The organism is Streptococcus azizii, from assembly GCF_001984715.1.
In the GTDB taxonomy this organism is placed as follows: Bacteria; Bacillota; Bacilli; order Lactobacillales; family Streptococcaceae; genus Streptococcus; species Streptococcus azizii.
This window is the reverse complement of record NZ_MSPR01000006.1, coordinates 1-19,262: the sequence shown is the minus strand read 5'-3', so window position 1 is coordinate 19,262 and position 19,262 is coordinate 1. Positions and strand designations below refer to the sequence as shown.

General features: G+C 45.5%; 17 protein-coding genes. All 17 read right to left on the bottom strand.

Annotation, left to right across the window (positions count from 1 at the left end):
• Positions 1–8: 8 nt before the first annotated feature.
• A complete protein-coding gene (gene rpsP / locus BVE84_RS04110; RefSeq protein ID WP_076995820.1) occupies positions 9–281 on the bottom strand; it encodes a 30S ribosomal protein S16 in 273 nt (90 codons plus the stop codon).
• A gap of 172 nt (positions 282–453) precedes the next feature.
• Positions 454–1,101, bottom strand: coding sequence for a pyroglutamyl-peptidase I (pcp, locus tag BVE84_RS04105; protein ID WP_076995819.1), 648 nt, complete (start codon positions 1,099–1,101; stop codon positions 454–456).
• A gap of 35 nt (positions 1,102–1,136) precedes the next feature.
• On the bottom strand, positions 1,137–2,060 hold the full coding sequence (locus BVE84_RS04100; protein ID WP_076995818.1) for a DUF979 domain-containing protein: 924 nt from the start codon (positions 2,058–2,060) through the stop codon (positions 1,137–1,139).
• A gap of 9 nt (positions 2,061–2,069) precedes the next feature.
• Positions 2,070–2,741, bottom strand: a complete 672-nt coding sequence (locus BVE84_RS04095) for a DUF969 domain-containing protein (protein ID WP_076995817.1) — start codon at positions 2,739–2,741, stop codon at positions 2,070–2,072.
• A gap of 287 nt (positions 2,742–3,028) precedes the next feature.
• Positions 3,029–3,781 (bottom strand): class I SAM-dependent methyltransferase, encoded by a 753-nt coding sequence (locus tag BVE84_RS04090; RefSeq protein WP_076995816.1) that lies wholly within the window; start codon positions 3,779–3,781, stop codon positions 3,029–3,031.
• Positions 3,782–4,094: 313 nt separating this feature from the next.
• Positions 4,095–4,409, bottom strand: coding sequence for a DUF2628 domain-containing protein (locus BVE84_RS04085; protein WP_076995815.1), 315 nt, complete (start codon positions 4,407–4,409; stop codon positions 4,095–4,097).
• Positions 4,410–4,449: 40 nt separating this feature from the next.
• Positions 4,450–7,629, bottom strand: coding sequence for a carbamoyl-phosphate synthase large subunit (gene carB / locus BVE84_RS04080; protein ID WP_076995814.1), 3,180 nt, complete (start codon positions 7,627–7,629; stop codon positions 4,450–4,452).
• An 826-nt stretch (positions 7,630–8,455) separates the two neighbouring features.
• Entirely contained in the window at positions 8,456–9,544 is a 1,089-nt protein-coding gene (locus BVE84_RS04075) for a carbamoyl phosphate synthase small subunit (RefSeq protein ID WP_076995813.1), read from the bottom strand.
• 42 nt (positions 9,545–9,586) lie between these two features.
• Positions 9,587–10,516, bottom strand: coding sequence for an aspartate carbamoyltransferase catalytic subunit (locus tag BVE84_RS04070; RefSeq protein ID WP_076995812.1), 930 nt, complete (start codon positions 10,514–10,516; stop codon positions 9,587–9,589).
• Between the two features lie 14 nt (positions 10,517–10,530).
• Positions 10,531–11,061, bottom strand: coding sequence for a bifunctional pyr operon transcriptional regulator/uracil phosphoribosyltransferase PyrR (pyrR, locus tag BVE84_RS04065; protein ID WP_076995880.1), 531 nt, complete (start codon positions 11,059–11,061; stop codon positions 10,531–10,533).
• 417 nt (positions 11,062–11,478) lie between these two features.
• Positions 11,479–13,263: an oligopeptide ABC transporter substrate-binding protein gene (locus tag BVE84_RS04060; RefSeq protein WP_076995811.1), complete on the bottom strand. Its 1,785-nt coding sequence runs from the start codon at positions 13,261–13,263 to the stop codon at positions 11,479–11,481.
• Between the two features lie 401 nt (positions 13,264–13,664).
• Positions 13,665–14,309 carry a Pr6Pr family membrane protein gene (locus BVE84_RS04055; RefSeq protein ID WP_076995810.1) on the bottom strand — a complete coding sequence of 215 codons (645 nt, stop codon included), beginning with the start codon at positions 14,307–14,309 and terminating at the stop codon, positions 13,665–13,667.
• 67 nt (positions 14,310–14,376) lie between these two features.
• Positions 14,377–14,712: a zinc ribbon domain-containing protein YjdM gene (locus BVE84_RS04050; protein WP_076995809.1), complete on the bottom strand. Its 336-nt coding sequence runs from the start codon at positions 14,710–14,712 to the stop codon at positions 14,377–14,379.
• 60 nt (positions 14,713–14,772) lie between these two features.
• Positions 14,773–15,663 carry an RluA family pseudouridine synthase gene (locus tag BVE84_RS04045; RefSeq protein WP_076995879.1) on the bottom strand — a complete coding sequence of 297 codons (891 nt, stop codon included), beginning with the start codon at positions 15,661–15,663 and terminating at the stop codon, positions 14,773–14,775.
• Positions 15,647–16,114 carry a signal peptidase II gene (lspA, locus tag BVE84_RS04040; RefSeq protein ID WP_076995808.1) on the bottom strand — a complete coding sequence of 156 codons (468 nt, stop codon included), beginning with the start codon at positions 16,112–16,114 and terminating at the stop codon, positions 15,647–15,649. Before lspA ends, BVE84_RS04045 begins: the two co-directional genes overlap by 17 nt.
• A 1-nt stretch (position 16,115) precedes the next feature.
• The gene (locus BVE84_RS04035) at positions 16,116–17,021 is read right to left on the bottom strand and encodes a LysR family transcriptional regulator (RefSeq protein ID WP_076995807.1); all 906 of its coding nucleotides are present in this window, start codon (positions 17,019–17,021) and stop codon (positions 16,116–16,118) included.
• Positions 17,022–17,280: 259 nt separating this feature from the next.
• Positions 17,281–19,262 (bottom strand): MucBP domain-containing protein (locus BVE84_RS04030; RefSeq protein ID WP_142241938.1); only part of this gene is annotated, 1,982 nt, incomplete at its 5' end.

Sequence of the window (19,262 nt, the reverse complement as noted above, 5' to 3'; positions counted from 1 at the left end):
AGTTCGTTTTATTTTGAGAATTTTGATTCGTGGAATTTCTTCATCACTCCAGCTTTTGAAAGGAGGCTACGAACGGTGTCAGAAGGTTGCGCACCATTTGCCAACCATGCAAGAACACGATCTTCTTTCAAGGTTACTTGGTTTTCAGTAACAAGCGGGTTGTAAGTACCAACTGTTTCAATGAAGCGTCCATCACGTGGCGCACGTGAGTCTGCTACGTTAATACGATAGAAAGGTTTTTTCTTAGAACCCATACGAGTTAGACGAATTTTTACTGCCATTTTCTATGAATCTCTTTTCTTTATAATTTATCAGTGAAATAGCTAAACTATGTATCACATGCTTTATTATACCACATTTTCAGAAGGTGTCAAGAAAAAAACTTGACACCTTCTGGATTTTTCTTGTCCAGCTCTGGCAATGATTTATACTCAATTTGATTTTTAAAGAGCATTAGTGCGTCTCTCCACCAACTACCTTAACATCTTCTTTGTCGTAGTAAGAGACGATAGCTTCAATCGCTGCTGTCAGTCCTTTGACGATGTCGGCTAGCCCCATAGAAGCCGTGTTGGGCTTATCTACGACCTGCTCGGTCATAAATGGAATGTGCATAAAGCCTGCTTTCAAGCCTGGAAATTGTTTGTCTGCTAAATATAGGACTTGATACATCAAGTGGTTGCAGACAAAGGTACCAGCAGTATTTGACACGGAGGCTGGCAGCCCCACTGCTTTCATGGCTTCAACCATAGCCTTGATGGGGAGGGTTGAAAAGTAGGCAGGCTCGCCGTCTTTACGAATCACACTATCGATGGGCTGGTTGCCATCATTATCTGGAATACGGGCATCATCCTGATTGATGGCAACCCGTTCTGGTGTTAGCCCAAAGCGACCACCTGCTTGACCGATACAAAGCACAACATCTGGCTGATATGCGGCGATTTTTTCTTCCAGGACCTGGGCAGATTTGCCAAAAACAGTTGGGATTTCTACCCAGTTGACTGTGGCACCAGCAATGCTTGCTGGCAGTTGTTTCACAGCCTCTAGGGCTGGATTGACGGATTCACCACCAAAAGGATCAAAACCTGTTACGAGGATGTTCATAGGATACTCCTTTCTCTTTTTGACCTTCCATCACCTTAGAAGGCCAGGAAATACATTAAAATAATGTGGGCTACAATCATGATCAGGGCAACGGGTGCTTGTACTTTGATAACGCCGTTCTTATCCTTCATGTCAAGAAGAGCCGCAGGCAAGGCATTAAAGTTCGCTGCCATAGGAGTCAACAAGGTCCCACAGTAGCCTGCTGTCATCGCAAAGGCACTCGCAATGATCGGATCTGCTCCTAATGCAAAGACAAATGGCACACCCACACCTGCTGTAATCACAGTAAAGGCTGCAAAGGCATTCCCCATGATGATTGTGAATATCACCATTCCAAGAACATAGGCCACGACACCAAAGAATTGGTTGCCATCTGGCACAAAACTGCTGATAAAGTTTGAAATGACTGTCCCTACACCTGCTAAGGTAAAGATGGCGCCCAGAGCTGCCAACAACTGAGGCAGGATACTGCTGGTTGAAGTCATCTGAATCATACGATTATTTTCCGCCAATAATTCGTTGGGCTTAGCTCGGGTAATCAAGATGATGACAATCGTAGCGACAAGTGCTGCAATTCCCAAGGATACAGCGCTAAGTTTTGGAAAGAATTTTGCTACTAAAAAGGCAACAATCGCTAGGGTCATGACGGGAAGGAAGATAGACAGCCCCAATTTTTGCGAAGCCTCTTCTGCCTTTTCCTCATAAAATGCCGGTAAACGTCCAATCTTCACCTGCTTAAAGAGAGTAAGGATAGCAAGAAAAACGACTAGAATACCGGTTACAAGGGAGGGAATGTAGCTTCCTGCAACAAAAATCACTCCTAAGGTTCCCCAAAAGAGACTCGTCCCAATGCGGACGTCATTGCTGTCATCTTTAAAAGTACAATAGGCGGTATAGAGTAATTGTAGCCCCATGATGATATAGGCAATTTCTAATAAAATTGGTACAAATTTTTCCATGACTACCTCCTACTTCTGACGCTTTCTCTGTAGTTTCTTATCAAACACATAGTTGGAAATAAGAACGACGACAAAGGCAACTCCTGCAATAATCAAAGAAGTCAAGGCAAGCCCCACCTTGTCATCCTCATACCCTAACGAGACTAAGGTTCCACTGATCAGCAAGATTCCTGCTGCACCTGCGAAGGTATTTTGACCAAAGAAATTACCAAAATTCTCACTGGCTGCCGCCCGCCCTTTCAACTCTTCAACTTCATCATCTGATAAGTCACCGTATTTAGCTTGCGCTGCTGCCTGTCCCATCGGTTCAACCAGAGGACGGACAAATTGTGGATGACCTCCCAGGCGAATCGAAAAGAGACCGCAGACCAAGCGAAGAAAGACATAGAGGCTATAAAAAGAACCTGCTGTTAGGGATTTGATAGACTTCATCATTTGAATGGCACGATGGCGCAAGCCATATTTTTCCGCCAAGCCAACCAAAGGAAGTGTCAACAAGAAAATCGTTACCACCCGTTGAGAGGTGAAATTTTCTCCCAAAACGGTCAGGAACTCAACCAGTGACATTCCAGAAACAAGGGCAGTCACAAGACCTGCCACAACAACGGTCGCAATCGCATCAAATTTTAAGACAAAGCCTAAAACGATGATGACAATTCCGACTAATTTAATCCATTCCATAATGAATCTCCTTTCTGTCTATATTATTATACTCTTTTTTGCAAAATAAATAAAATGTCAGTATTTTGTAAGGATACTGACATTCCGACGGTACTGGTAGAGCTACTCCCTTTTGACTTTTTAAGAGTATTAGAACCTGCATTCACAGTCCAGCACTTCCATATCTTGTATAAACGCACTTGACTGGTGAATACAGCTTCTTTAATGGACAAGAAACCACAGGGAGTACTGGAGGCAGGCAAGACGCGGAAACGATGCCGTAGACAAGTCTAGAACCGTGATAGACATTAGCCCTTCCGCCATACCCCATAGTGAAACTTCTGATTGGGGCGGACCAAGCGGGTAAAGCCTAACTCTTCAAAAATCCCATCTCTAAAGTGGGCTTTCAGGATAATTTTTTCCCTTACCACCCGCTTAGCTTCTGCCAACATCTCTTCTGTCAAGGGGCTAGCATTGGCTAATCCTGCCAGACCGGACAAATTGTGTGACTCACGGATCACTTCGGAAAACATGGGATCAAAGTAGAGAATATCAAATGCTTGACTGGGCTGCTGGCGCAAAAAGGATAGACTATCCATTTCCACCACCTCAATCGACCGCATCGCTCTATTTAGCTTGCTATTTCCTGTATCCAAATCTTTCAATCCCTGACTGACAATCAGGGCAATAAGACTCGAAGATTCTACCGCAGTGACCTGATGGCCTGCACTTGCCATGACAATACTATCTGAGGCTAATCCCATGGTACAATCGCAAATCGTTTTGGTGTCTTTACCAATCAATTCAAGCAAGGGATCTCGCTCTGATATGATTCGTAAGAGGGCTGTATCTGGGTGAAAAAAGAAACGTTCCCCTCCTAGCTGCTCCAAGACCATCTTATCCTGATACACCACCAAGATATGTCCATACTGGGCCTGAAGTTTTTTGATAGAATGTTTTTGGCGCTCCACATAGGCAACGCCAAAAGACTGGGCAAGAGCCTTGGCACGTGCTACCACCCTGTCATCCATACCGAGACTTGTTGTAACAATCCATTTCATAGTGCTAGTATAGCATAAATCAGTCATCTGCACATGACCCTGGAATCGGAGAAAGAGAGGGAGTGACCAACTATCGATTGACCTCCTGAGAGAATAGGGGCAAAAGACTAGCAATACTAGGCTAAATCTTTCAATAATTTTTGGTCTATCTCATACATAGTAGGGGATTTTTTTACCTTGTGGACATATCCTGCTTTATGTAACTGGTCTAATATGGCATTTACCTTAGTTCGCTTATATTTACCATTCCGATATAGAACCTATCATCGCACCAAAAAAGACGACTTCCAGCGAAGTCATCTTGTAGCTTTCATTATAGGCTGGCTTTCGTACGAATGATCTCAGCATCGAGGTCCGTCGCTGGTGTCCATCCCTTTGCAAGAAGTTCCTTGATATGGAGTTTATTGTAGAGCATTCCCCAGACAACCCCGACTCCAAGCACTGAATAAGGGATGTTTAAGCTATTGCTCAAGGCTCCTAATACTATCCCTACACCAAGCATGATGCCGGCCCATTTCCAGTCCTGACGGAACAAGGGAACAAAGAAGCCAAAAAGGAGAGCCGTCCAGGAAAAGCCGACAGGCACTTGCTTCATTTGTCCAATCGGACTCATTACAGTCACTTTCATTTATCCTACCTCACTTTGTTTTATCATGTTCTAGTATAACCTAAATGGCATTTGTTGTAAAGCTACGACTTTCAAGCACTTGTAGCATGGCGTCTGCTGTATCAAGGGCTGTAAAGAGGGGGGTACCTGTTTCAATGGCTGAACTTCGGATAATTTGTCCGTCCCCTTCTGCGACCCGTTTGGTACCTACCGTATTGATGATGGCTTGAACCTGCCCCTTACGGACAAGGGTCGGAATGTCGTTTTCCCCATCTTCGCCCAATTTATTGACCGAAATGGATTCAATCCCATTGGCCTTGAAGAACTCACTTGTGCCTTCTGTCGCAAAAATACCGTAGCCAATCGCTTCAAAGCGCTTCGCCAATCCGAGGGCTTCTTCCTTGGTCTCATCTGCAATGGTAAAGACCACATTTCCAAACTCCTCCAAGTGGAAATGGCTGGCTTCAAAGGCTTTGTAAAGTGCTTTTTCAAGGGTCTTATCTGTTCCCATCACTTCTCCAGTCGATTTCATTTCAGGTCCTAGGAGACTATCTACCTTGGCTAATTTGGTAAAGGAAAAGACTGGTGCTTTGACGTGGACATTGGCTGATTCTTGGTAGAGGCCATCCTCGTAGCCTAATGCTGCTAGGGTCTGACCTAAAATGAGCTTGGTGGCTACCTGAGCCATTGGAACGTCTGTCACTTTTGACAAGAAAGGTACTGTGCGACTGGCGCGTGGATTCACCTCAATGACATAGACGGTTTCATCCTTGATGACAAACTGGATGTTCATCATCCCGATACAGTTCAGTCCAATCGCTAGGCGTTTGGTGTAGTCTGCAATGGTCGCTTGAATTTCTGCTGAAAGAGTCTGGGGAGGATAGACCGCCATCGAGTCTCCTGAATGGACTCCTGCTCGCTCAATATGCTCCATAATACCTGGAATAAGGACATCTTTACCGTCGGAAATGGCATCGACCTCACACTCACGTCCCACGATGTAAGAGTCCACCAGAACTGGATGCTCTGGGCTTGCCTTTACAGCCGTCCGCATGTAACTGCGCAAGTCAGTCTCATTTTCAACGATTTCCATAGCCCGTCCACCGAGAACGTAGGAGGGACGCACAAGGACAGGGAAACCAATGTTATGGGCTGCCTCAATCGCTTCTTCCTCATTGGTTGCCGTTTGCCCTGGTGGCTGGGGAATCCCCAAATCTTTCAGGGCTTTTTCAAACAAGTCACGATCCTCAGCACGATCTAAGTCTGCCACTTGGGTACCGATAATTCGGACTCCTGCTTTTGACAGAGGTTCTGCCAAGTTAATAGCTGTTTGTCCACCGAATTGGACAATGACACCGATCGGTTGCTCTAGCTCTATCACATTCATGACATCTTCCACCGTCAAGGGTTCAAAATAGAGCTTATCTGAGACAGAGAAATCCGTAGACACCGTCTCTGGGTTTGAGTTCATGATAATAGCCTCGTAGCCTGCGGCCTGAATGGCTTTCACGGAGTGAACCGTCGCATAGTCAAATTCGACCCCTTGCCCAATCCGAATAGGCCCGGACCCCAAGACGAGGACAGACTCTCTTTCAGAACGAATCGACTCATTTTCCCACTCGTAGGTCGAATAGAAATAAGGAGTTGCACTCTCAAACTCAGCTGCACAGGTATCAACCATTTTATAGACTGGAAGAATCCCATTTTCCAAGCGGAACTGACGGACTTGGTCTGCAGTCTGCTGCCACAATTCTGCAATCTTACGATCTGCAAAGCCATTTTGCTTGGCTGTCTTTAAGACGGCTACATTTCCGACATTTGCTGTCACTTCTTGTTCTAATTCAATGATGTGGAGCAACTTATCGAGGAAAAAGACATCAATTTTAGTCAGATTGGCAAGTTCTTCCACCGTAAATCCACGACGAAGTGCTTCTGATACGTAAAAGAGACGGTCATCCTGGGCTTTTACAATCTTTTCAATCAGGACATCATCTGTCACCTCAGCCAAGTCTTTCATCTCGTTGTGGTAAACACCGATTTCTAGCGAACGGCAGGCCTTTAAGAGACTTTCTTCAATCGTGCGTCCAATCGCCATGACCTCACCTGTTGCCTTCATCTGCGTTCCCAAACGGCGCTCACCTTTTTCAAATTTATCAAATGGGAAGCGGGGAATTTTGGCCACAACATAGTCCAAGGCAGGCTCAAACATGGCATAGGTCGATCCTGTTACGGGATTGATCATTTCATCCAAGGTCAGACCAACTGCAATCTTGGCTGCTAGTTTTGCAATCGGGTAGCCCGTTGCTTTTGAAGCAAGGGCAGAGGAACGGGATACGCGCGGGTTAACCTCTATAACGTAGTATTTGAAACTATGCGGATCTAGTGCCAACTGGACATTACAGCCTCCCTCAATCTTGAGCGCTCGAATAATGCTCAAGCTGGCATCCCGCAAGAGCTGATTTTCAATGTCCGATAGGGTCTGTGTCGGCGCAAATACAATCGAATCGCCCGTATGAATGCCGACAGGATCAAAGTTTTCCATGTTACACACGACGAGGGCATTGTCGGCACTATCGCGCATAACTTCGTACTCGATTTCCTTAAATCCAGCGATAGAACGCTCAATCAAACACTGGGTTACTGGGGATAATTTCAAACCATTCTCTGCGATTTCACGCAGTTCTTCCTCGTTGGCACACATCCCGCCACCTGTTCCCCCAAGGGTAAAGGCGGGACGTACGATGACCGGATACCCAATCCCACTCGCAAAGCGGACAGCTTCTTCAACAGTATTGACTATTTCAGATTCTGGAATGGGTTGTCCCAAATCCTCCATCAGTTGCTTAAATAAATCGCGGTCTTCTGCTTGGTCGATGGCGGATAGTTTCGTTCCTAGGAGTTCTACCCCTAGCTCCTCTAACAGTCCTGCTTTAGACAGTTCCATAGCCATGTTCAAGCCTGTCTGACCACCCAAGGTAGGTAAAAGCGCATCAGGACGCTCCTTACGCAAAATCCGGGACACAAATTCAAAGGTAATCGGCTCGATATACACCTTGTCTGCGATTTCCTTGTCCGTCATAATGGTCGCTGGATTGGAATTGACCAGCACCACACTATAGCCTTCTTCCTTCAAAGCAAGGCAGGCCTGTGTCCCTGCATAGTCAAACTCTGCCGCCTGACCAATAATAATCGGACCAGAACCAATCACCATAATTTTTTTAATATCACTACGTTTTGGCATAATATATGATACAAAAGGCCTTTAGAAATCTGTATAAAAATAGGAGATGAATGCAGAAGCCAACAGATTTTAATTTCTAATACTCTTTAAAAATCAAAAGGATACGTCGTCAACTTGCCTTGGTGAGTGAAAAGCTCCAGTGGAGGTTTTCAGCCTGTTCCCTTGAAATAGGATGGAACAGAGTTCTACCTTCGTCTTCGTTTCCTAGTCTACTTTTGATTTTTATTGAGTATAAGTTCGGGCTTCTGTGGTCACTTTCGTGTTTCTGGGTGACCAGTTGAAACAGTTCCCCGTTCTGCTGTGGTCACTTTCTGATTTCTAGGTGAGCAGTTGAAACAGTTCCCCGTTCTGCTGTGGTCACTTTCTGATTTCTAGGTGACCAGTTGAAACAGTTCCCCGTTCTGCTGTGGTCACTTTCTGATTTCTAGGTGAGCAGTTGAAACAGTTCCCCGTTCTCCTGTGGTCACTTTCTGATTTCTAGGTGAGCAGTTGAAACAGTTCCCCGTTCTCCTGTGGTCACTTTCTGATTTCTGGGTGACCAGTTGAAACAGTTCACTGAACTGTTTCAATCTCATCTGTAATCGGCTAAAGCCGAAACAGCTGCCTACCTTTTTACAGTCTTTTAGCCTGTGTTCAAATAAACAAACGAGCTGAATGTTACTTGAACGTGTATTCTCTCCTTTCTATTCGCTATGTCTCCGCATAGCATTAAATAAGTCTCCGAAGCTAGTTATCACAAAACAACACGTTTCCCTATAACTAGCTAGTGTATGGACAGCCAAGCACTATAGAACTTAGCGTAGACTGTGAATGCCGGTTCTAAATCTTACAAACGTGTTTGTTCCGCTTGAAAGGCATCGATCAGTTCCATGAAATCGTCAAATAGATAGCTGGCATCATGTGGTCCAGGCGCTGCATCTGGGTGGAATTGGACAGAAAAGGCTGGTTGGTAGCGATGGCGGACTCCTTCGACTGATTTGTCGTTGATCTCTTCATGGGTGATCATCAAGCAGTCTGGTAAATCTTCCCGCGATACCGCAAAGCCATGATTTTGTGAGGTAAAGTCCACACGACCCGTTGCAATTTCTCGAACCGCATGGTTGAAGCCCCGATGTCCAAATTTCATCTTGTAGGTGTTGGCACCATTTGCCTTAGCCAGCAGTTGATGTCCCATACAGATGCCAAAAATAGGGATTTTCCCTTGAATACCACGAATCATCTCGAGAGCCTCTGGTACATCATCTGGATCCCCTGGGCCATTTGAGAGCATCACACCATCTGGTGCCAGATTCAAAATTTCCTCAGCTGTCGTATCAAACGGCACTACGGTGATGTTGCAGTCTCGCTTAGATAGCTCACGCAAAATGGAGTGCTTCAGACCGAAGTCAACTAAGACGATATTGCGTCCAATCCCTGGTGCAGGGTAGGCTGTCTTGGTAGAGACCTGGGCAATATTATTGGTTGGTAGCACGCTAGCCCGCAGCTGATCAGACAAGTGTTCCACCGAATCCCCCTTATCTGCCAGCGTTGCTCTCATGGTTCCGTGCTTGCGGATAATCTTTGTCAGCGCCCGCGTATCAATTCCTGAAATCCCTGGAATTTTCTTGGCCTTTAAAAATTCATCCAAGGTCAGCTGGTTGCGCCAGTTGCTAGCACGACGGGCCCATTCACGGACCACTACTCCCTTACAAGTCGGGGAAATAGATTCATAGTCATCACGGTTTACTCCATAGTTTCCTACCAAAGGATAGGTAAAGGTCAGGATTTGCCCATTGTAGGACTGGTCGGTGATAGACTCCTGATAGCCCGTCATTCCTGTATTAAAGACAATCTCTCCTGTCACCGAGATGTCTGACCCGAAGGCTTCGCCTTCAAAAATCGTTCCATCTTCTAAAATTAACAATCTTCTTGCCATCGTTTCCTCCTCGTCTGCTCTCTCTGGAGCTTGTTAACGTCTCTACTTCTTGGCTCTTGCGTGCAACACAGCTTCTAAAATCGCCATACGGACAAAGACACCATTTTGCATCTGTCGGACAATTCGTGATTTTGGTGCCTCCACCAATTCATCTGCAATCTCCACATCGCGATTGACTGGAGCTGGATGCATGATAATCGCAGTATCTTTCATCCGCTCATAGCGCTCCTGTGTCAGACCGTGCAGGCGGTGATAGTCCTCTTTGGAAAAGTTTTCATTGCCATCATGACGCTCATGCTGAACACGTAGGAACATCAAGACATCCGCCTCTTCTACAATCTCATCCAAAGAGACATGCTGACCATAAGCTGCAAATTCTTCTGTGTACCACTCGCTAGGACCTGCAAAAAAGAGATGGGCTCCCAAGCGTTGTAACATCTGCATATTGGACTTAGCTACACGTGAGTGGGCCAAATCCCCTGCAATCATAATCTTCAAGCCCTCAAAATGACCAAACTCTTCATAGATAGTCATCAAGTCTAAAAGAGACTGACTAGGGTGCTGCCCCGAACCGTCCCCTCCATTGACGATGGAAGCCGTAATCGTTGGACTATCGATTAACTCCTGATAATACTCCACTTCTGAATGGCGAATGACACAGATGTCCACTCCTAAGGCACTCATGGTCAAAATCGTATCGTAGAGCGTTTCCCCCTTGTTGACCGAGCTGGTCTTGGCATCAAAATCAATCATGCTCAGACCGAGGCGTAGCTCTGCCATTTCAAATGACTTATGGGTCCGCGTTGAATCCTCAAAGAAGAGATTGGACACATAGCCAGTTTGCGGAAGAGCGACCGCCTCTCCCCTTTTAAAGGACAAGCCCCGCTTGATCAATCCCATCACTTCTTCAGTGGAGAGACTTTCCATGGTCACTACGTGCTGGAGTGACACTTTTTCATCGATGATTGGCATCTCACTCCTACCTCTTATCTCGCCTCATTAGTATCTAACAACAAAACAGAATCTTTGCCATCTGACTCGACCATGTGGACGATGATTTCTTCCGTTCGACTGGTCGGAATATTTTTACCGACATAGTCCGCCCGAATCGGTAACTCACGGTGTCCTCGATCGACTAAGACAGCTAGACTAACTCGAGCAGGTCTACCGAGAGAGACAATATTATCAATCGCCGCCCGAATAGTGCGACCTGTATACAGCACGTCATCGACCAAAATCACATCGCGGTCATTGACATCAGCTGTCATAGTCGTTGTATCTTCTTCTACTTTCATGTCATCTCTGAAGGGCTTGGTATCCAGTTCTCCAAGTGGAACCTCGATACCTTCCAACTGCTGCAAGCGTTCTTGGATGCGCTTGGCAATGTAGACTCCGCGCGTCTTAATCCCTGCTAGGACAATATTGTCCAAATTTTTATTGCGCTCGATAATCTCATACGTAATCCGCGTAATCGCACGCTTCATCGTCATTTCATCGACTATTTCCTTGGTTTTCATGATGACCCCTTCCTTGCCATATAGCATAAAAAAATCTCCTTGGCACAAGGAGATTTCAGAAAATAAGGGTAGAATCGTCCTCCACAGCCCCTCCCTTACCTCTGAATCCCCTGCCAAATGACCATTAGTTGGGGTTCAAGAGTTGACGAGTGAGGCATTATTGAGCCTTTCATCCAACCTGTTTTTAACTGATACTCCTTGCCTGTTTCACGGAACAGTCCTTAAAGGATTTATTTTCATCAGTATAGCAGATTTTTTCTAAAAAGACAAATAGTAGGTCAAAATGAACCGTCTATTTTCCCATTTTCCTATTTTCCTTGATTTTTAAAGGCTACAAAAAGCGAAGGAAAAATCAATACACTCATTTCCTAGAATAAAGAAAGGGACTGGCGCTTTGTCCAATCCTTTTCCCATTGATTATTTCTCTGCTATTCCTGTTTCAGCCGTCAACTCAATATTAGTCCATTTTGATTGAGAAGCTGAACCGTACTTGGTATCAAAGTATTTGACACGCTTGTTGACGGCAACCAACTTTTCAGATTCAAACAATGGAATGGCGAAGGCTTCTTTCTCAGCATTTTCCTGCCACTTCTTGTAGTTTTCAAGATTTTTCTTTTCATCAAACGACTCTTCTGAACCAAGTGCTTCGAGCAATTTGGTATTTTCATCTGATACGTAACGCGAGTAGTTAAATTTTGCTTCTGGTCCCCATAGTCCGACTGGATTTGGATCATAGCCAGTTGACCAACCCGCTACGTAGGCATCGATGTTGGCATCGTTTGCCCCAATCGTATCATAGAAGGAATTCAACTCCATGGTCCGACCTGTATAGAGTTCGACATTTAGACCAACTTCCTTCCACCAGTTCTGATATTGCTGGATGAGGGCTTCATTGGCTTCTGTCCGCTTACGTGCCGCTAGGGTAATCTTAAATGACTTGCCATTTTTATCTTCACGGATGCCATCACCGTCCACATCCTTGTAACCCGCCTCATCCAGCAAGGCTTTTGACTTATCCGGATCGTAGGTATAGCCCTTTAGGTCTGCATCATGCAAGTCACCAAAGAAAGAGATAACGAGTGAGGTCGCTGGGTGGTACAAGCCATTGTACAGTTTATCACCAGCAGTCTTGGTATCAAGAGCATATCCCATCGCCTGACGCAATTTGACATCATTCATTTTAGCATTCGGGTCCATGACATTTTTTCCTGTATCCTTGTCATATTTCCCTAGATTAAATGATAGATACTCGTAGGCAGAGGCAATGGTTCCCAGAACAGTCATATTTGAAGCATCTTTGAAACTATCCAACTGATCGGTTGGCATTTCTGCATAGTCATAGTGACCTGCTTTCATCTCTGAGACAATCGTGTCAGGCGAAACGATATCCATCTTGAGGCTATCCAACTTCACCTTCCCGTTAAAATAGTGTTCATTCGGCACAAAGGTGACCGACTCACCGCTGACCACTTCTTTGATTTTGAAGGCTCCTAGACCGACAAATTTTGGTGTCGCACGCGCATACTCACTCTTTTCCCAATCGGCTACTGGAATGTCTTTAAAGATATGTTTTGGTGTGACATAAGCTGGAATATCTCCACCCGCATACTGCATAGAAGGAGTCATTTCTTTCACATGTAGGATAACGGTATAATCATCTACTTTTTCAATACCAGAGATGCTATCTGCAGTTCCTGCTACAAACTTATCCATCCCCACGATATTCTTAAATCCTTCATCAAAACGCACACCTGTATAGCCCTTGTCCGCCATCTTTTCAATCGTAAAGATATAGTCATCAATCGTGAAAGGCTGGCCATCTGACCACTTGTAGTCCTTACCAGTCAGACTAACAGTGACCTTCTTGCCCTTTACATCAAAGTCGACTTTAGCAAGACCTGAATCATCGAGTTTACGGTCACCGTCGTAACCAAACATTGCCTCATCGACCAAGGCTCCAAAGGTTGAATCAATCGTATTCTCTGTCAATTCGTCAATCAAGAGACCCGTCGCTGATGAAGCTGCCACAATAGCATACTTAAATTGTCCGCCCTTAATCGCAGAACCATCATGTGTCACTTCACCTGGAAAGCTCAAATTTGCCTGTTCAGCTGATGACGACCCCTTGCCACAGGCTGCTAGTACAGAAGCTGACAATAGTGTTACTGCGGCTAACGAAGCTAATTTGCTAGTCTTTTTCATAAAAATCCTACCTCAACTATTTCTTTAGTCTCAGACCATGATTTCTCGGTCTATTTCTGTATTGTACCATAAAATATTCACTGTGTCTGTATTTTTATACAAATAATTTTCAGAATTTTCGCATATTATAACATAAAGATGTAAGAAAACCCTACTTCCTATGTTAGAAGTAGGGAATCTCCTATGATTTCAGCAGACTCTATCACAATTTCTGATTGTTGTCTACGGACTCTCCAATGTAGTAGTGACGACATTCGTCTGTCTTTTCAATCGTGTCTGCTTTTCCTGATATAGTCTTTTAGTTTGCTTTTAGTACTAGGCAACGAGCTGCAGGCTGTACTTAGAGTACGGCAAAGTGAGTTAACGAAGTAATAAAAGATAAACTAAACGACTATACATCCTCACAATCGTCTCTTGACTCCCTCTCTCTTTGGGAATGCGACTGACTTGACCAAGAGCAGGCCATAGCCCGCCAAAAGATAGGCAAGGAAAATCTTTGTGGCATAGGTTAAGACATAGGCCCAACCATATTTTGGCACATTTAAGAAGAAATAAGCAAACGGGCTATCTTTGGCATCAGGAATCGGTAGCTGGATGACCAGACCATTGAGTAAGGCAAAGGCTAGATAGGCAACTGGCAGAGCAGTCCACCAGATAGGATCGAACCATTTGTACTGCTTTTTCTGATCGATAAGCAGGGTATCCAGCAGAAAATAGAGGGGGACGATATAGTGGCAGAGCAGGTTTTCCACCCGCCAAAAATCTGTCGCAAGAGGGGCTAGCATAAAATGATAGATGACACAGGTAATCATAATCGACATCGTCACAGCTGCTTTTAAGCGCAGAAACCCTCGGTGCTGTAAGTCTTGCTTGCGATACATGGCATAGACCATATAGGTTGCAAAGAGTGCTACTAGAAGATTGGATTGCACCGTATAATAGAGCAACATGCCGACTCCATATTTAAGAATCTCCAGCGTTGTTCCGATAATAGCCAGCAGAGCCAGCAGGCAACGCGAGTAAAACAACTTATTTTGATACTTCAATGTATTCCTCCTAAAATAAGAAGAGGGAGCGGAATCCAATGCGATTCCTTACTCCCAATCTATCCTACTAGATTTTCTTCACAAATTCTGATTTTAATTTCATTGCGCCAAACCCATCAATCTTACAATCGATGTTGTGATCTCCTTCAACGATTCGGATATTCTTGACGCGCGTACCTTGTTTCAGGTCTTTCGGCGCGCCTTTAACTTTCAAATCTTTGATCAAGGTGACGGTGTCGCCATCGGCTAAACGATTACCGTTTGCATCAAGGGCTACGATTCCCTCTTCCTCTACTACTTCGGCAGGATTCCATTCAAAGGCACATTCTGGACAGATGAGCAATACTCCATCCTCATAGACATATTCTGATTGACACTTTGGACAATTTGGTAAGGTTTCCATGATAACTCCTCTTCTTTTATTAACCTAACCAGTATACCATGTTAGGAAAAAATGAGCAAGCTAGCTTTTTCGCAGTTTTTCTAGGGTTTCACGGAAGATAGTCGGCTCTTCTGCCGTGAAGGTGACGATTTCTCCTGTCCGTGGGTGGGTGAAGCCAAGGGTCTTAGCATGTAAGAACTGCCCATGCCCTTTCAGGGTCTTTCGTGGGCCATAGACTTCATCACCTGCTACCGGATGCCCGATATAGGCTAGATGAACACGAATCTGATGTGTCCGACCTGTTTCAAGGGTTAATTCTACCAAGGTATAATCACCGAAGCGCTCCAACACCTGAAAGCGTGTCAGAGCCTCCTTGCCCTTTGCTGTCACTGCCTGCTTCTTGCGATCCTTTTCACATCGTCCGATAGGTGCTTCAATCACGCCACGGTCATTGGGCAGGTTGCCATGGACAATGGCGACATATTTACGCAAGGACTTCTTGGCCTTTAATTCTTCTGCTAGTTTCTGGTGAGCCTCATCGTGTTTTGCCACCATCAATAAGCCAGAGGTATCCTTATCCAGCCGGTGGACAATGCCAGGTCGCATAGCCCCATTGATACCAGACAAATCTTTGACATGGTACAAAAGGGCATTGACCAAGGTACCCGAATGATGACCTGCCGAAGGATGTACCACCATTCCCTGCGGCTTATTGACCACCGCAACATCTGCATCCTCATAGACGATTTCAAGCGGAATGGCTTCTGCTATATAGTCGACTTCTACTACTGCTGGAATATCGTACTGGATACAGTCTCCTGTACGGACGGTATATTTGGCTTTCTTTACTTGGCCATTGACCAGAACTAGGCCAGCCCTTATCTGCTCCTGGGCCACCGATCGTGATAGGGGGGTTAGATCCGCTAGCGCCTTATCTAAGCGAATACCTCCTGCTTCAACTGTTACTTCCATCATTTTTTTCTTCTTTCATTATACAAATAAACAGGACTGCAACTCCTAGCGTCAAGCACATATCAGCGACATTAAAGACAGGAAAATCGATAAAATCAAGCTGAAACATGTCGACAACATAGCCTAGCCGCATGCGATCGATAAAGTTTCCCAGTCCACCTGCAATCACGAGTGATAAGCTAGCTAATAGCCACAAACTATCCTGAATGTGCTTGATGAAATACCACGTAGCCGCTACCATCACAATCACCGTCACGATGGTAAAGAACCACTGCTGATTCTGGAGGATGGAGTAGGCCGCCCCATAATTACGCAGGTGATAGAGATTGACCAGCTTTGGAATAAAGGGTTGCTGACCATGTAGGGGAACATTCGCCACTGTCCAGGCCTTGACCCATTGATCCAAAACGATGAGTCCTGCTATTCCTAACGGAAATCCAATTTTTCTCATACTATCCTTTCTTTTTGGCAAAGTAGCCCTCCATCACGTGGATAAAGTCTTGGGCACATTGGCTCAAGTCGCTATTTTCCCGCTTAATATAAACCATGCGATTGCCCCTTCCCTCCTTGAAGGGAATCACGGTGATGCCATGCACACTGGCACTATCCAAGAAACCAGAGCCTGTCGCATAGGCATCTGTCCGCTCTAAGATACCATTTAAAGTGGCACGATCGGTCACATCGAAAGTGACCGATGAATCTGACGTATCAAAGAAATTCTCAGAGTAATAGAGGTACTCATCCTTTTCCTGAGTAAAGCGAACGGTCGGAAGCCCTGCTAAATCTGCCCGTTCAATCTCCTTTTTTTGCGCCAAAGGATGCCCTTTCCGAAGGTAGATATGGGTCTGAAAAGAGATCAGATCAACCACTTCCAAGCGCAGCTTTTCCAGTTTTTGCATAATCCCTTTGGTATTGCGGTTGTTTAGATAAATAATCCCTAGCTCACTATGCCCCTGCGCCACCTCATCTAAAATCTGGACGGTCGTTGATTCAAATAAACGAAACTTAGGATATTCCGGGAATTGCTGGGAAAATTCCGTGATGAGAGGGGGGAGAAAATCGTAGTGTTGACTGGAAATCGAAAATTCCACCTCCCCATCATCTGCCTGCAAGTAGAGATGTTCAAAGCTATCAAATCCCTTGACCAAACTTTGAGCCTTATCATAAAATTCCATTCCTCGTCTGGTCAAAAACGTGCCTGAACTGGTGCGACTAAAAATCTTAAATCCCAACTCTTTTTCCAAATCACGAACAGAAATGGATAAGCTCGGCTGCGACACAAACATTTTTTCTGCCGCTTCTCGAAAGGTCCCGCTATTTGCAATCGCCACAACATAGCGTAATTGTTGAATATTCATTCTGTCACTTCCTTTGTATAGTCTTTTAGTTTGCTTTTAGTACTAGGCAACGAGCTGCAGGCTGTACTTAGAGTACGGCAAAGTGAGTTAACGAAGTAATAAAAGATAAACTAAACGACTATAAAATCTTCCTTATTATACCATAATCTCCCTCAACTGTCGCCCTTAATATTCCTTATACTCTATAAAAAGCCTTGCCCCTATCAGGGACAAGGCTTGTAGATCCTCGAGATTTCAATCGCTCGACCGAAGATTCTCTCTACTCTTCCTCGCGACGCTTTTTAGCTGTCAAACCAGCCGCAGTCAGCAACATCGCTCCTCCTAGCGCTGCAAGCGCTACTGATGAATCTTCACCAGTCTGAGGAAGTTCCTGCGTACCAGAACTTGGTTTCATAACTTGAGAACTTGGTTCTGGTGTCGGTGCTGGAGCTGGGGTTGGAATTGGAGTTGGAGTCGGAGTCGGTTGCGGTACCGGATCCTTCTCATAAGGAACAGGAGTATCCTTACCTGGGTCATTCGGATCGATGATAGAAGGTGGGACGTAGCCCTTCGTTGGATCATCTGGATCAACCGGCTTCAATGGGTTACCGTCTGGATCTTTCGGTGTGTAGCCAGGGATATGTGGCAATGGCGGGTTGTCACTTGGATTTTCCGGGGTCTCATCGTACGGTACTGGTGGACGGTCGCCTGGGTTTTCCTCACCCGGAACGTATGGCAGGTAGCTGCCTAGTTCACGGTAGACGTAGGTGACATCTGTGTTGCCCTCTACCACTTGACCAGTTTCCTGACCTTCAGTCCGCTCTGGCATGAGCTTGTACTTCTTGCCATCTTTTTCGATGATGGTTGGCTTCTCACTGTCGTTTTCACCCGTATTGTAGTCTGTACCGACTGGAGAGTCAGTAGTGTCTGTATAGTCATCCTTGATGGTATTACCCTCGGTGTCCTTATAGTGGACGATGACGCTACCCTTCTTGACTTCCGGTACTGGATCCTTCTCATAAGGAACTGGAGTATCCGTACCTGGGTCATTCGGATCGATGATAGAAGGTGGGACATAGCCCTTGCTTGGATCATCTGGATCAACCGGCTTCAATGGGTTACCGTCTGGATCTTTCGGTGTGTAGCCAGGGATATGTGGCAATGGTGGGTTATCACTTGGGTTTTCCGGGGTCTCATCGTACGGTACTGGTGGACGGTCGCCTGGGTTTTCCTCACCCGGAACATATGGTAGGTAGCTGCCTAGCTCACGGTAGACGTAGGTGACTTCAGTAGTACCTTCCCCTACCTGACCAGTTTCCTGACCTTCGGTCCGCTCTGGAATGAGCTTGTACTTCTTGCCATCTTTTTCGATGATGGTTGGCTTCTCACTGTCGTTTTCACCCGTATTGTAGTCTGTACCGACTGGAGACTCTGGTGTATCTGTGTAATCATCCTTGATGGTATTACCCTTAGTATCCTTGTAATGAACAACAACCTTACCTTTTTTCACTTCCGGTACTGGATCCTTCTCATAAGGAACTGGAGTATCCTTACCTGGGTCATTCGGATCGATGATAGAAGGTGGGACGTAGCCCTTGCTTGGATCATCTGGATCAACCGGTTTCAATGGGTTACCGTCTGGATCTTTCGGTGTGTAGCCAGGGATATGTGGCAATGGTGGGTTATCACTTGGGTTTTCCGGGGTCTCATCGTACGGTACTGGTGGACGGTCGCCTGGGTTTTCCTCACCCGGAACATATGGTAGGTAGCTGCCTAGCTCACGGTAGACGTAGGTGACTTCAGTAGTACCTTCCCCTACCTGACCAGTTTCCTGACCTTCGGTCCGCTCTGGAATGAGCTTGTACTTCTTGCCATCTTTTTCGATGATGGTTGGCTTCTCACTGTCGTTTTCACCCGTATTGTAGTCTGTACCGACTGGAGACTCTGGTGTATCTGTGTAATCATCCTTGATGGTATTACCCTTAGTATCCTTGTAATGAACAACAACCTTACCTTTTTTCACTTCCGGTACTGGATCCTTCTCATAAGGAACTGGAGTATCCTTACCTGGGTCATTCGGATCGATGATAGAAGGTGGGACGTAGCCCTTGCTTGGATCATCTGGATCAACCGGTTTCAATGGGTTACCGTCTGGATCTTTCGGTGTGTAGCCAGGGATATGTGGCAATGGTGGGTTATCACTTGGGTTTTCCGGGGTCTCATCGTACGGTACTGGTGGACGGTCGCCTGGGTTTTCCTCAC

What these genes read in the sequence shown, in the direction of transcription:
- BVE84_RS04045 (WP_076995879.1), bottom strand. Translation starts at nt 15,663, where the DNA reads ATGGAAGTAACAGTTGAAGCAGGAGGTATTCGCTTAGATAAGGCGCTA.
- pyrR (WP_076995880.1), bottom strand. Translation starts at nt 11,061, where the DNA reads ATGAAAACCAAGGAAATAGTCGATGAAATGACGATGAAGCGTGCGATT.
- BVE84_RS04100 (WP_076995818.1), bottom strand. Translation starts at nt 2,060, where the DNA reads ATGGAAAAATTTGTACCAATTTTATTAGAAATTGCCTATATCATCATG.
- lspA (WP_076995808.1), bottom strand. Translation starts at nt 16,114, where the DNA reads ATGAGAAAAATTGGATTTCCGTTAGGAATAGCAGGACTCATCGTTTTG.
- BVE84_RS04090 (WP_076995816.1), bottom strand. Translation starts at nt 3,781, where the DNA reads ATGAAATGGATTGTTACAACAAGTCTCGGTATGGATGACAGGGTGGTA.
- BVE84_RS04060 (WP_076995811.1), bottom strand. Translation starts at nt 13,263, where the DNA reads ATGAAAAAGACTAGCAAATTAGCTTCGTTAGCCGCAGTAACACTATTG.
- BVE84_RS04070 (WP_076995812.1), bottom strand. Translation starts at nt 10,516, where the DNA reads ATGCCAATCATCGATGAAAAAGTGTCACTCCAGCACGTAGTGACCATG.
- BVE84_RS04050 (WP_076995809.1), bottom strand. Translation starts at nt 14,712, where the DNA reads ATGGAAACCTTACCAAATTGTCCAAAGTGTCAATCAGAATATGTCTAT.
- BVE84_RS04085 (WP_076995815.1), bottom strand. Translation starts at nt 4,409, where the DNA reads ATGAAAGTGACTGTAATGAGTCCGATTGGACAAATGAAGCAAGTGCCT.
- rpsP (WP_076995820.1), bottom strand. Translation starts at nt 281, where the DNA reads ATGGCAGTAAAAATTCGTCTAACTCGTATGGGTTCTAAGAAAAAACCT.
- BVE84_RS04035 (WP_076995807.1), bottom strand. Translation starts at nt 17,021, where the DNA reads ATGAATATTCAACAATTACGCTATGTTGTGGCGATTGCAAATAGCGGG.
- carB (WP_076995814.1), bottom strand. Translation starts at nt 7,629, where the DNA reads ATGCCAAAACGTAGTGATATTAAAAAAATTATGGTGATTGGTTCTGGT.
- pcp (WP_076995819.1), bottom strand. Translation starts at nt 1,101, where the DNA reads ATGAACATCCTCGTAACAGGTTTTGATCCTTTTGGTGGTGAATCCGTC.
- BVE84_RS04095 (WP_076995817.1), bottom strand. Translation starts at nt 2,741, where the DNA reads ATGGAATGGATTAAATTAGTCGGAATTGTCATCATCGTTTTAGGCTTT.
- BVE84_RS04075 (WP_076995813.1), bottom strand. Translation starts at nt 9,544, where the DNA reads ATGGCAAGAAGATTGTTAATTTTAGAAGATGGAACGATTTTTGAAGGC.